The sequence below is a fragment of the Nostoc sp. PCC 7107 genome (assembly GCF_000316625.1).
In the GTDB taxonomy this organism is placed as follows: Bacteria; Cyanobacteriota; Cyanobacteriia; order Cyanobacteriales; family Nostocaceae; genus Nostoc_B.
Window position 1 is genome coordinate 545,001 of record NC_019676.1, and the last position, 13,085, is coordinate 558,085.

A 13,085-nucleotide genomic window follows, 5' to 3' on the forward strand; every position below is an offset into this window, starting at 1 on the left:
ATGATTTGGGGACCTTAGCTGGTGGTCTGGGCTGTTTCCCTCTTGACGATGAAGCTTATCCCCCACCGTCTCACTGGCAACGTGTTCTCTGGGTATTCTGAGTTTGTCTCGATTTGGTACCGGTCTCCCAGCCCGCACCGAAACAGTGCTTTACCCCCCAGATTTAATCGTTACCGCTGCGCCTCAACACATTTCGGGGAGAACCAGCTAGCTCCTGGTTCGATTGGCATTTCACCCCTAACCACAGCTCATCCGCCGATTTTTCAACATCGGTCGGTGCGGACCTCCACTTGGTGTTACCCAAGCTTCATCCTGGCCATGGTTAGATCACCAGGGTTCGGGTCTATAAACACTGATTATCGCCCTTTTCAGACTCGGTTTCCCTTTGGCTCCAGCATTCTCGCCTTAACCTACCAGTGCCTATAAGTCGCCGGCTCATTCTTCAACAGGCACGCGGTCATCCGTTCAATCGGACTCCCACTGCTTGTAAGCTTATGGTTTCATGTTCTATTTCACTCCCCTTCCGGGGTTCTTTTCACCTTTCCCTCGCGGTACTGGTTCACTATCGGTCACACAGTAGTATTTAGCCTTACGAGATGGTCCTCGCTGATTCACATGGGATTCCTCGTGCCCCATGCTACTCGGGATTCAGCTACTATCCTTTGACTTTCGACTACAAGACTTTCACTTTCTTTGGTGCAGTACTTAGCTGCTTCGTCTAGCCTCTAGATTCGATATTGCTGTCCCACAACCCCAGTCAGTAAACCAACTGGTTTAGGCTCTTCCCCTTCCGCTCACCACTACTCAGGGAATCTCTTTTGATTTCTCTTCCTCCAGCTACTAAGATGTTTCAGTTACGCTGGGTTGGCTCTTTCCTGTCTATATATTCAACAGGTAGTATACAGGGTTGCCCCATTCGGACATCTCCGGCTCATAGTTTGCTTCCAACTCCCCGGAGTATTTCGTCGGTAACCACGTCCTTCTTCGCCTCTGTGTGCCTAGGTATCCACCATTAGCTCTTATTCGCTTGACCACTTTTCATTGGTACACATTCTGCAAACACTCTTTTCCATTCTGCCTACTTCGTCTGCTTACACTGATTTTACTCAGCACTCAGCACTCAGTACTCAGTACTTCTTTTCTGCGTCTGCCTGCTTTCAATCGCGTTTCTATGCAGTTTTCAAGGTTCTGGCTAGGAATTCTTCCCAGCAGTCTAACTACTTTTACGTTAGTTGCTGTTTTTCCTTCACTTTTTTCTTTCTAGGTGGAGGTTAGCGGACTCGAACCGCTGACATCCTGCTTGCAAAGCAGGCGCTCTACCAACTGAGCTAAACCCCCAGACTCAAGTTAAAATTTGAAAGTTAAAAGGCGAAAGAAAAATTTTTATTCTGTTTCTTTTTACTTTTTACTTTGTTTTTTTACTTGTTCAGGTGGGCCATCCTGGACTCGAACCAGGGACCTCACCCTTATCAGGGGTGCGCTCTAACCACCTGAGCTAATAGCCCCAATACGAACCAAACCATAGTTTGAAAGCTTCCACAATTTCCTGCGACCGACCTAGGTTTGACCATCTGTCTTCTGTTTACTTGCTTTTGGCAATTGAGATGACAGTTGGGTAGGTCTCCCTAAAAGGAGGTGATCCAGCCACACCTTCCGGTACGGCTACCTTGTTACGACTTCACCCCAGTCACCAGCACTGCCTTAGGCATCCCCCTCTCCTAAAAGTTGGGGTAATGACTTCGGGCGTTGCCAGCTTCCATGGTGTGACGGGCGGTGTGTACAAGGCCCGGGAACGAATTCACTGCAGTATGCTGACCTGCAATTACTAGCGATTCCTCCTTCACGAAGCTGAGTTGCAAGCTTCGATCTGAACTGAGCTACGATTTCCGGGATTTGCTTGCTATCGCTAGCTTGCTGCCCTCTGTTCGTAGCATTGTAGTACGTGTGTAGCCCAAGACGTAAGGGGCATGCTGACTTGACGTCATCCCCACCTTCCTCCGGTTTGTCACCGGCAGTCTCTCTAGAGTGCCCAACTTAATGCTGGCAACTAAAAACGAGGGTTGCGCTCGTTGCGGGACTTAACCCAACATCTCACGACACGAGCTGACGACAGCCATGCACCACCTGTGTTCGCGCTCCCTAAGGCACTCCTCCCTTTCAAGAGGATTCGCGACATGTCAAGTCTTGGTAAGGTTCTTCGCGTTGCATCGAATTAAACCACATACTCCACCGCTTGTGCGGGCCCCCGTCAATTCCTTTGAGTTTCACACTTGCGTGCGTACTCCCCAGGCGGGATACTTAACGCGTTGGCTCCGGCACTGCGAGGGTCGATACTCGCAACGCCTAGTATCCATCGTTTACGGCTAGGACTACTGGGGTATCTAATCCCATTCGCTCCCCTAGCTTTCGTCCCTCAGTGTCAGTTACGGCCTAGCAGAGCGCCTTCGCCACCGGTGTTCTTCCTGATCTCTACGCATTTCACCGCTACACCAGGAATTCCCTCTGCCCCGAACGTACTCTAGCTATGTAGTTTCCACTGCTTTTACAAAGTTAAGCTTTGCTCTTTAACAGCAGACTTACATCGCCACCTGCGGACGCTTTACGCCCAATCATTCCGGATAACGCTTGCATCCTCCGTATTACCGCGGCTGCTGGCACGGAGTTAGCCGATGCTTATTCCTCAAGTACCTTCATTTTTTTATTCCTTGAGAAAAGAGGTTTACAACCCAAGAGCCTTCCTCCCTCACGCGGTATTGCTCCGTCAGGCTTTCGCCCATTGCGGAAAATTCCCCACTGCTGCCTCCCGTAGGAGTCTGGGCCGTGTCTCAGTCCCAGTGTGGCTGATCATCCTCTCAGACCAGCTACTGATCGACGCCTTGGTGCGCTCTTACCACACCAACTAGCTAATCAGACGCGAGCTCATCTTCAGGCAGCAAGCCTTTTACCTTTCGGCACATCCGGTATTAGCCACCGTTTCCAGTAGTTATCCCCGACCTGAAGCTAGATTCTCACGCGTTACTCACCCGTCCGCCACTATCTCCGAAAAGACCGTTCGACTTGCATGTGTTAAGCATACCGCCAGCGTTCATCCTGAGCCAGGATCAAACTCTCCGTTTTGAATTGTTTGTTTAGCTCTTTTGCTGTTCTTTTATAACCTCAGCCTGGTTACTTTATTTTCTTGACGCAGGCTACTTGTGTTATTATTGCTTTCAAACTATAATTTTTTCATGGTTCGGTTCCCTCCGAGCTTCGCTTCGCAGCGCTCCTCTCAGGCACTTATCTAATCTATCTCACTCTCCTCTCTCTGTCAACTACTTTTTCTAACTTCTTTTTCCTCTTCCTCCCCTCGTCCTTTCTCGTTCACAATAGTCTATGCACTTTGCATACTCTTTCAGGAAGGTATACCTTGAATTTTCAATCCGTCATCTCCTCTCTTCACCACTTTTGGCGCGATTTCGGTTGTTTGATTGGTCAACCATACGATATTGAGAAGGGAGCTGGTACTAAAAACCCCCATACATTTTTAAGAGCTTTGGGGCCAGAACCTTGGGCTGTAGCTTATGTTGAACCATGTCGCCGTCCTACAGATGGTCGTTACGGCGAAAACCCTAACCGTTTTCAGCATTACTATCAATACCAAGTTTTAATTAAGCCATCACCAGATAATATCCAAGAAATTTATCTTGATTCTTTGAGGGCTTTGGGTATTCGTCCTGAAGACCACGATATTCGGTTTGTGGAAGATAACTGGGAAGATGCAACAGTAGGCGCTTGGGGTACTGGTTGGGAAGTTTGGTTAGATGGAATGGAAATTACTCAATTTACTTACTTTCAACAATGTGGCGGAATAGATTGCAGACCTGTGTCGATTGAAATTACGTACGGGTTAGAGCGACTAACGATGTATCTCCAGCAAGTAGAAGCATTTACAAAGCTTCAGTGGACAGACAATATTACTTATGGAGATGTTTTTCTGCAAAATGAGATTGAGCAGAGTACTTACAACTTTGAAGCATCAAATCCTGAGATGCTACTAACACTGTTTAATTTATATGAGCAAGAAGCTAACCAGTTAACAGAGCGTGGTTTAGTCTTACCAAGCTTAGATTATGTAATGAAGTGTTCGCATACGTTCAATTTACTAGATGCTAGAGGAGTAATTTCTGTAACGGAAAGAACTCGTTATATTGCCAAAATTCGTCATTTGGCTAGAAAAGTAGCGCAACTATATGTAGAACAGCGAGAAAAGCTTGGCTATCCTTTGCTGAAGAAAACAGCAGTGTGAGTTTGATAAACCTTGAAACTATTAAGGATCAGGAACTTTAGTTTTTAACAATTTTCGTTATTCCCTTCAGGGGACTGCATTGGGTGGCGATCGCTGCCAAATTTATAGCCGCGTAGGAATTATACACAGTTAAAACACATCAAACTACAGAGAACACAAAGGATATGGAGAAATAAAAGTTTGAGAGAGTTGCTGAGTAATTCCTAACGCGTTCTATCGATCGCCAGTTCTTTTTCAGCATCGATAATAGCTGCTTATCTATCTAAACTGTTCCATGAAGCGGCGGTCAATCCAATCTTTCCAGCGCCAAATTAGAGGATGGGCTGGTAAGGTGAACGCGCCTTTGGTGGCGATCGCTCTTTTGTCTCCTGTACCAATTAAACTTAAGTATTGTTGCTGTGGTAGATAAGGTTTGAGTGGTTTACCTAAGATAATTCGTCGCAAGTTCTCAAATAATGGCTTACCCTGACGTACCGCAAATACACCTGCTTTTGGACGGGGATAATTGACCATTGTAGCAATATCCCCTGCGGCAAATACTTGTGGGTGTGTTTGAGATTGCAAGGTGTCATTGACTAAAATAAAGCCTTGTTCATCAGTCCCTAGCCCTGTAGCTATTAACCAGTCTGGTGCTGATGCTTGTGTTACCCAGAAAACTTTTTGACATTCGACTGCTAACCCAGATTCACATTTGACTGCTAGTGATTCTTCATTTATCTGTGCAATTTGGGACACAGATTCCCCTAGATGCAGGAAAATATCTCGGCTGGTTAATATTTGTTTTACCTGGCGCTGCACCAAGGAATGATGATAGGGTAGGATTTCTTGATGACGATTGAACAAGTGAATTTCTAGATTTTGAATTGGTTGTTGATTAGCGATCAAGATTCGCTGTATGTGTGTTTGCATTGAGAGTGCTAATTCTACGCCGCCAGCACCACCACCAACAATCACAATATTCCATTGCTGTTGAGGATTATTATTGATATTTTGCAGTAATTTATACCAGTTTTCTAGTAATTCTGCTACAGGTTTAGCTGGAATGGCATACTCTGCTGCACCAAGGACATCTTTTGTGGCGGGAGTACTGCCAATATCAATGGAGAGTACATCAAAATTTACAGCGGGGCGATTCGCACAAATTACCTTGTGATTGTCTAAATCGAGATTAACCATACTGTCTATATATAACTGTGCATGAGCAAAGCGAGTCAATCTCGGCAAATTGATGTGGCATTGCTCATAACTATATAATCCAGCAATGTGTCCTGGTAACATTCCAGAATAAGGTGTATTCGGTGCAGGCGTAATTAAAGTTAAACGTACTCCTTGTAAGGGTTTCATGGCGAACATTCTTAGTACGATCGCATGACTGTGACCACCACCGACTAGCACTAAGTCTTTTAGTGAATCTTGTTGCATTGATGCGCCGTCTTTACTCGCCTTGTGATAATAACATCAAATTTTGTGATATCACCGAAAGCCAAAGCAGACATAGAATTCTTTTGATGAACACTGTATGATTTCTGAATATTTTGTACAATATTCTCTCCCACACGGCAGTGATGACTATCCGCCATGCGACTGAAACTGATTTACCTGCGATCGTAGCTATTTATAATACGGCAATTCCTAGCCGTCTCGCCACCGCTGATTTAAAACCTGTTTCTGTGGAAAGTCGCCGCTTATGGTTTCATGGGCGATCGCCTAATTTTCGTCCTCTTTGGGTAATTGAACAGGAGGGGGTAATTGCTGGTTGGCTCAGTTTCCAATCATTTTACGGTCGACCAGCTTACAATTCAACCGCCGAAATTAGCATTTATATTGCCCCAGCTTTTCATCATTGCGGTTTAGGACGACAACTTTTAACCCAAGCAATTAATGAAAGCCCAAATTTAGGGTTAAAAACACTGTTAGGGTTTATTTTCGCCCATAATCATCCCAGCCTGAAACTTTTTGAAACATTGGGTTTTCAACGTTGGGGACATTTACCTCAAGTTGCTGATTTAGATGGGGTAGAACGTGACCTAATAATTATGGGTTTACGGATTGGGGAAAAGCCCAAACCATAGATATTAATCAATAGATAGTATTTATGAATCCAATCCATTGATATATAAGAATTAATTAGACTAATTATCGTTGATTTATCTAATCAAGCAATTCCATTTTGCTTCAGATAAAGGTAAGCTTAATCTAACAAAATTAAGCAAATATAAACTTGCGTTTTTGAATAGTGAACAGTTGCGGGATCAAAGTTCTTTGATTCCGCAACACTAAGTTTTGTTTAAATCTAGAGGTAATTTCATGGCTCAGTTTCTACTAGAGACTGTGTGGCTAGTTCCTTTATATGCTTTGATAGGCGGTCTTTTAGCCGTACCTTGGTCGCCAGGGATCATTCGTAAAACTGGGCCCAGACCCGCAGGTTATGTGAATTTAGTAATGACATTTTTGGCGTTTCTCCATAGTGCGATCGCCTTACAAGCAACTTGGAATCATCCACCCCAAGAAGTATTTATTCATTGGCTGTCAACAGCAGGTTTAGACCTTACCATTGCTATCGAAATTTCTTCAATTAGTGTAGGTGCATTGGTAGTAATTGCAGGGTTAAATTTGCTGGCGCAGATTTTTGCCATTGGCTATATGGAAATGGATTGGGGTTGGGGACGCTTCTATTCTTTGTTGGGATTATTTGAAGCGGGATTATGCGCTTTAGCTTTATGTAATAACTTGTTCTTCAGTTATGTAATTCTTGAAGTCCTCACTTTAGGAACTTACCTGTTAGTTGGCTTATGGTTTAGTCAACCATTGGTAGTTAGCGGTGCGAGAGACGCTTTCTTGACCAAACGGGTAGGAGACTTGTTTTTGTTGATAGGGGTCTTAGGTTTATGGCCTCTGGCGGGAACCTGGGATTATAACGAACTAGCTGTATGGGCGACAACTGCTGAAGTTGACCCCAATGTAATTACCTTAGTCGGTTTAGCGTTAATTGCCGGGCCAATGGGCAAATGCGCCCAGTTCCCCCTGCATTTGTGGTTAGATGAGGCGATGGAAGGCCCTGTTCCCAGTACAGTTTTGCGGAACTCGGTAGTAGTTGCGAGTGGCGCATGGGTGCTGATTAAATTGCAACCTGTGTTAACTCTGTCGCCTGTAGTGTCTGCTGCAATGGTAGCGATAGGTGCGGTAACAGCCATTGGTGCTTCGTTAATTGCGATCGCCCAAATAGACGTTAAACGCTGCCAATCTTATTCTGTTAGTGCTTACATGGGCTTGGTGTTCATCGCTGTAGGTACACAACAAGATGAAGCTGCATTATTATTAGTTCTTACCCATGCCTTATCTGCTGCATTGTTGGTGATGAGTACGGGGGGGATTATTTGGAACAGTATTAGCCAAGATGTCACCCAACTAGGTGGACTATGGTCACGTCGCCCAATCTCTGGTTTAGCTTTTATTGTTGGCACATTAGGATTAATTGGCTTCCCACCCCTAGGTAGCTTTTGGGCGTTGATGAAATTAGCCGATGGGTTATGGGCTACTCAACCTTGGTTAGTTGGGATAGTTATAGGAGTTAACGCCTTAACCGCAGTCAGTTTAACCAGAGAATTCGGCTTAATTTTTGGTGGTAAACCCAAGCAGATGAGTGAGCGATCGCCTGAAGTTCACTGGCCAATGGTACTACCGATGGTAATTTTATTCGGCTTTGTCCTCCATCTACCTTTAGTGTTGCAAAGCTTATCACTATTACCCAACTGGGCAACCATGAATAAAGATGTCGCCCTCTTGTTAATTTGGTCAAGCATCTTTGGTTTTAGTGTCTCTGGGGTAATTTATCTCGGCAATATTCCTAAACCAATTCGCCTACCTTGGAAAGGCTTGCAAGACTTGTTCGCTTACGACTTTTATACTCCCAAACTCTACCGTATGACCATCATTTTCAGCGTTGCCCAACTTGCTAAATTCGCTGATATGATTGACCGCTTTGTAGTTGATGGCATAGTTAATTTTGTTGGTTTATTTTCACTCCTCGGTGGAGAAGGTTTGAAATACAGCACCTCCGGTCAAACCCAAACTTATGCCTTTACCGTCCTATTAGGAATCGGTCTTTTAGGTGCGTGGGTGACATGGCCATACTGGGGCGTGCAATTTTTAGAGTTGATGTTTTAGTCATTTATTATTCGTCATTTGTACTTTTCCTGCGGTTATAAATCCCTAAACTACCATGCTGAGTGTTTTAATTTGGGTACCAATCATCGCTGCGTTAATTATAGGGTTTTGGCCTAGTAATTCCATCCCACCCAATCGCGTGCGCTTGGTAGCCCTCACTATATCCGGTTTAATCCTGCTGTGGAATTTATTCATCCTCTTTAAATTCGATCTCAACACTCCTGGAATGCAGTTTCAAGAATATCTACCTTGGAACGAAACCCTAGGTTTAAGCTATCAATTAGGCGTGGATGGTTTATCAATATTAATGTTGGTTTTAAATAGCCTCCTCACTTGGATTGCTATTTACAGCAGTAGTCAAAATACTGAACGCCCCCGGCTATTTTACTCAATGATTTTGTTAGTAAGTGGTGGCGTTGCCGGGGCTTTTCTCGCCGAAAACTTACTTTTGTTTTTCTTGTTCTACGAGTTAGAATTAATCCCCTTCTATTTATTAATTTCTATTTGGGGCGGCGAAAAACGGGCTTATGCGGGAATCAAGTTTCTAATTTACACTGCGGTTTCCGGCGCATTAATTTTAGCCACCTTCTTAGGTATGGTGTGGCTGACAGGTTCCACTAGCTTTGCCATTGATGCTGTCTCCACTCAAACCCTCTCCGCCGGACTCCAACTGCTTTTGCTATCAGGAATCATCCTGGGTTTTGGCATCAAAATTCCTTTAGTTCCCTTCCATACATGGCTACCTGATGCTTATGTTGAAGCTTCCGCACCTATCGCCATTCTTTTAGGTGGTGTGTTAGCCAAGCTAGGAACCTATGGTTTATTGCGGTTTGGGATGGGAATGTTTCCCAATGCTTGGAGTGTTGTTGCCCCAACCTTAGCCATTTGGGGCGCAATTAGCGCGATTTATGGGGCAGTCGTGGCGATCGCGCAAAAAGATATTAAGCGCATGGTAGCATACAGTTCCATCGGTCACATGGGCTATGTGTTGCTTGCCAGTGCTGCTAGTACCTCCCTCGCGCTGGTCGGTGCAGTTTCCCAAATGTTTAGCCACGGTATTATCCTCGCAATTCTCTTCCATTTGGTAGGAGTCGTTGAAGCCAAAGTTGGCACAAGAGAATTAGATAAACTCAACGGTTTAATGAGTCCTATCCGTGGCATACCTTTAATTAGTGCCTTACTCGTATTAAGTGGCATGGCTAGTGCGGGTATTCCCGGTTTAACAGGATTTATCGCGGAATTTATCGTCTTTCAAGGTAGTTTCTCAGCCTTTCCCCTCTCAACAATATTATGTGTCGTCGCCAGTGGTTTAACTGCTGTATATTTCGTTATCCTCCTCAACCGCACCTGTTTTGGTAGACTCGACAATTTAGCCTACTATCCCAAAGTATTGTGGTCTGAGAAAATGCCAGCCCTAATTTTAGCAGCCTTAATCATCTTTTTAGGAGTCCAACCTACTTGGTTAGTGCGCTGGAGTGAAACCACAACTACGGCAATGGTAGCGGCAATTACCCCTGCGGAAAAAACCGTAATTTCTCAAGTTGTATTGAAGTAGTAACAAGAGAATTACGCACCGATACAGGAGGAAAGATGAATCTCAAATTAATTCCCAGTGGTCTTGTACTGTTCCGCTTTTTAATAGCACCCTTCCTCCTGTGGGATGCTTGGGATGGTGATACGAGTATTTGGTTTTTGGTGGGTTTTACTGCTTCTTTTCTTTCCGATATCTTTGATGGCATTATTGCCCGGCAGTTGGGTGTTAGCAATGCCCAATTGCGACAAGCTGATAGCTGGGCTGATACCTGCCTTTTTAGTTGTATATTCCTGAGTGCTTGGCTGGGATATCGAGATATTTTGATAGCTTATCAACTACCTTTATTGATGGTGATTTTTGCCCAAATAATGTGGTGGATAGTTAACTTAATCAAGTATGGTAAACCCGCCAGTTATCACACTTATTCAGCCAAGTTTTGGGGCATTACATTATTTATTGCCATTGTGTCCCTATTTGGATTTAACTACGCTGGCATAGCTTTGTGGCTAACTTGTATTGCTGGAACTATTTACAGCCTTGAAGAAATTGCGATGACGTTAATCTTGCCAGTTTGGACACATGATGTTTTAAGTATTTTTCATGCTTTAAATATACGTCAGCAATTACAAACAACCGATATTTCTACTGTCTAAAAATAGATTTAACATCCAGGAAATAACATGGTACAGACTCCAGAAAAACCTGTTACTAAACTCCCACCTTCTCGACATGAATTTGCTGAAGTAATTCATCGTTTAGAAGCAGGCGGTTCAATGTTACCAGACACGCCAGAAAATTTGATGCAAATTATCGGGATTTATAAAGCTTATGCTGTCCCGATGGATTTTTACTGGCGTGACCTATTATATATAGCTGAACAGGTATTTTTAGAGCCATTTGCCTTTTCTAAATACTTCTTACCTCAAGAGTATTTAGACCTCCATAATCATTATGCTGGCGATGATGCTGATTTAAGAATTTGGCGTGGTGTTGCAACAGCCCATCCTGAATTGTTGGCATTTATGGAAAAGGGTGAAACCATCAAAATGTCCAAGTTATTGCATCACTTATTCCACGATCGCATAAATATGGAATTTGCGGAAGCTTGTATGCGGGCAATGCTTTGGCATCGGCAGATGTATGCACCAGTCAATCAATTTGACGCTTATCTCGACTCGGAAGAATACAAAGCCAACGCCGACAGGGCAATTAAAGCTTACTTCCAAGGCAACCCAGTAATGTTAGGACTGTACAAACTGTTTCCTGATATGTTCTTGGAACAGTGCCGCCAGATGTCATACTACTCTAACCTCGGCTTGTTCTGGGAAGTCATGGCCCCAGTGTTCTTTGAAATGTCCGACATCTACGACGAAGGCGGGTTTAAGGGCGTACCCGATGCGATGAACTTTTTGGTGAATGGAATATTTGCGATCGCAGGCCGTCCCATTTACCATCATGTTTATATCCGTGGCGAATGCTACGAAATTATCCCCAAATCAAAAGGCTTCACTTGGCTATACGAAGCAGCATTACCCTACGTTGAAGCTGTATTTTACCGCACAGCCCCCTTTAGAGGTACAAAATCATACAACGCCCAAGCAGGACAAGTGCCAGATGACCAAAAAGATTTCCACTACGGCATTCTCTACGCCGATGTCTTTCCTGTAGGTACTGCTGGTATTCCACCCACATTATTAATGCAAGATATGTTGCATTTCTTACCACAATATCTTGTTGATTACTACAAACAACATTGCCGTGGTGAAGATGATACGTTGATTCAGTTGGGTATTAGTTTCCAACGCTCAATGTATAACGTTACTTCTGCGGTAATTCAAGCATTAAGAACTGCGCTTTTATATCCCTTAGATGACCCGAATCCTAAACATTTGCAAGCCAATCGTGAGTTTTTTGAACAGCAATTAAATCGCTTTACTCGCGCTGATTATGGTATGCGTGATGCTGCCCGTCTGCGGAATATTCAAAACTCAGATTATCGATAATTAAACAGCGAAGAGCTTTACTTAATAGAGGAACGTAAGTTGAGTTGCAAAATAATTCTTTCGTTTTTGGTTGAGTAATTATTTGTTGGTTTTGCTGTGATTTAGTTTTCTTATCTGAACCGTATTGGAATTTAGATAAAAATATCATTTGATAGGTCTTGTTGAGGATACCTGACCTATCTTTTTTTACCCCAAAATTACTCCAAAACGGTGAATCAATTTTGGATTGGCGTTAGCGAAGCGTACGCAGCGCAGCGAGTATTTTGAATTAATTCAGCCATGAAGGGGTGGGGCTTGTACCGAAAATTCCCCATCCAAAATCTCAAATTTTTCGGTCACACCCTTCTATTTCCTCCGCTTCAGTCCCTTTGTCACCCCTTCAGTTGAATTTGCTAATCTCACAGTATTTTTCAAAATTTAGATGAACAAAACTAATTAACTACTTGATTACCATGACTGCGAGGATCATCTTGGCTTTTTGGTGCAATTGGTGTGGAAACTTTAGAAGTTTTACCACTTGCTTGGGCATAAGGTAAAGGTGTACCAGCTACCAATGCTTCGATATTATTGCCCATGATAGTACGGGGTATATCACCGATCGCCTGGGCTATGCTTTCTCCACCTTTAGTTAAGAAGACAAAATGGGGAATGCCATCTACGCGATATTTCAACATTTCTGGCAACCACTTGTTATTATCTACATTCAGCATGACAAAATTAGCTTGGTTGGCATACTGCTGTTCTAGTTGTGCCATGTCTGGTGCCATCTTCTGGCAGACAGTACACCAGTCAGCGTAAAACTCAACTATGGATGGTTTACCGTTACTCAATGCAACATCTAGAGGGGTAGAGTTTTTACCCAACTCGGAGACGGAAATGGAATTACTTTCAGTTCGTAATCCTAAGACGAGGGCAACGCTGAGGGCGATCGCTACTATTACAATTAAGAAGTTTCTCAAACGCGCCCCAAATTTAGATTCCGGCTTGGCGGGAGAATTAACGGGTGCTTCGGTAGTCATAGCAAATTTATTCATACTTATTAACTATTGCCACTATGTTAGTTTATCGCTTTCTTTTTATCTGTCCGCCTCTACCT

General features: G+C 43.7%; 8 protein-coding genes, 2 tRNA genes and 2 rRNA genes (1 of these 12 only partly in view). 6 read left to right on the top strand and 6 right to left on the bottom strand.

Going from position 1 to position 13,085, the window contains the following annotated elements; translation table 11 throughout:
- The 4 genes from NOS7107_RS02335 to NOS7107_RS02350 form a co-directional block, all read right to left on the bottom strand.
- Positions 1-1,033: ribosomal RNA gene (locus NOS7107_RS02335) — 23S ribosomal RNA — on the bottom strand; it reaches 1,795 nt to the left of the window's first position.
- A 232-nt stretch (positions 1,034-1,265) separates the two neighbouring features.
- A tRNA-Ala gene (locus tag NOS7107_RS02340) sits at positions 1,266-1,338 on the bottom strand.
- 93 nt (positions 1,339-1,431) lie between these two features.
- Positions 1,432-1,505 (bottom strand) — tRNA-Ile (locus NOS7107_RS02345).
- Between the two features lie 123 nt (positions 1,506-1,628).
- Positions 1,629-3,117: ribosomal RNA gene (locus NOS7107_RS02350) — 16S ribosomal RNA — on the bottom strand.
- Together the 16S and 23S rRNA genes with 2 tRNA genes alongside form the textbook arrangement of a ribosomal RNA operon.
- 289 nt (positions 3,118-3,406) lie before the next feature.
- Between NOS7107_RS02350 and glyQ the strand changes: the two genes are divergently transcribed.
- A complete protein-coding gene (gene glyQ / locus NOS7107_RS02355; RefSeq protein WP_015111376.1) occupies positions 3,407-4,285 on the top strand; it encodes a glycine--tRNA ligase subunit alpha in 879 nt (292 codons plus the stop codon).
- Between the two features lie 258 nt (positions 4,286-4,543).
- Here glyQ and NOS7107_RS02360 read toward each other — a convergent pair whose 3' ends face one another.
- Positions 4,544-5,707 (bottom strand): FAD-dependent oxidoreductase, encoded by a 1,164-nt coding sequence (locus NOS7107_RS02360; RefSeq protein WP_015111377.1) that lies wholly within the window; start codon positions 5,705-5,707, stop codon positions 4,544-4,546.
- Positions 5,708-5,850: 143 nt separating this feature from the next.
- Between NOS7107_RS02360 and NOS7107_RS02365 the strand changes: the two genes are divergently transcribed.
- The 5 genes from NOS7107_RS02365 to NOS7107_RS02385 all read left to right on the top strand — a co-directional run bounded on the left by NOS7107_RS02365 (position 5,851) and on the right by NOS7107_RS02385 (position 11,989).
- Positions 5,851-6,357: a GNAT family N-acetyltransferase gene (locus tag NOS7107_RS02365; RefSeq protein WP_015111378.1), complete on the top strand. Its 507-nt coding sequence runs from the start codon at positions 5,851-5,853 to the stop codon at positions 6,355-6,357.
- Between the two features lie 235 nt (positions 6,358-6,592).
- Positions 6,593-8,452 (top strand): NAD(P)H-quinone oxidoreductase subunit F, encoded by a 1,860-nt coding sequence (locus tag NOS7107_RS02370; RefSeq protein WP_015111379.1) that lies wholly within the window; start codon positions 6,593-6,595, stop codon positions 8,450-8,452.
- A gap of 55 nt (positions 8,453-8,507) precedes the next feature.
- Positions 8,508-10,007, top strand: a complete 1,500-nt coding sequence (locus NOS7107_RS02375) for an NADH-quinone oxidoreductase subunit M (protein ID WP_015111380.1) — start codon at positions 8,508-8,510, stop codon at positions 10,005-10,007.
- Positions 10,008-10,042: 35 nt separating this feature from the next.
- Positions 10,043-10,639 carry a CDP-alcohol phosphatidyltransferase family protein gene (locus tag NOS7107_RS02380; RefSeq protein WP_015111381.1) on the top strand — a complete coding sequence of 199 codons (597 nt, stop codon included), beginning with the start codon at positions 10,043-10,045 and terminating at the stop codon, positions 10,637-10,639.
- 27 nt (positions 10,640-10,666) lie between these two features.
- Complete coding sequence (locus NOS7107_RS02385; protein ID WP_015111382.1) at positions 10,667-11,989, top strand: CO2 hydration protein; 1,323 nt, start codon at positions 10,667-10,669, stop codon at positions 11,987-11,989.
- A 431-nt stretch (positions 11,990-12,420) separates the two neighbouring features.
- On the opposite strand, the gene NOS7107_RS02390 is transcribed toward NOS7107_RS02385, so the two are convergent.
- A complete protein-coding gene (locus NOS7107_RS02390) occupies positions 12,421-13,008 on the bottom strand; it encodes a thioredoxin family protein (RefSeq protein WP_044500459.1) in 588 nt (195 codons plus the stop codon).
- Between the last annotated feature and the right edge of the window lie 77 nt (positions 13,009-13,085).

Excerpts from the sequence above, each read along its gene's own strand:
- NOS7107_RS02360 (WP_015111377.1), bottom strand. The coding sequence starts at position 5,707 with ATGCAACAAGATTCACTAAAAGACTTAGTGCTAGTCGGTGGTGGTCAC.
- NOS7107_RS02365 (WP_015111378.1), top strand. The coding sequence starts at position 5,851 with ATGACTATCCGCCATGCGACTGAAACTGATTTACCTGCGATCGTAGCT.
- NOS7107_RS02370 (WP_015111379.1), top strand. The coding sequence starts at position 6,593 with ATGGCTCAGTTTCTACTAGAGACTGTGTGGCTAGTTCCTTTATATGCT.
- NOS7107_RS02375 (WP_015111380.1), top strand. The coding sequence starts at position 8,508 with ATGCTGAGTGTTTTAATTTGGGTACCAATCATCGCTGCGTTAATTATA.
- NOS7107_RS02380 (WP_015111381.1), top strand. The coding sequence starts at position 10,043 with ATGAATCTCAAATTAATTCCCAGTGGTCTTGTACTGTTCCGCTTTTTA.
- NOS7107_RS02385 (WP_015111382.1), top strand. The coding sequence starts at position 10,667 with ATGGTACAGACTCCAGAAAAACCTGTTACTAAACTCCCACCTTCTCGA.
- NOS7107_RS02390 (WP_044500459.1), bottom strand. The coding sequence starts at position 13,008 with ATGACTACCGAAGCACCCGTTAATTCTCCCGCCAAGCCGGAATCTAAA.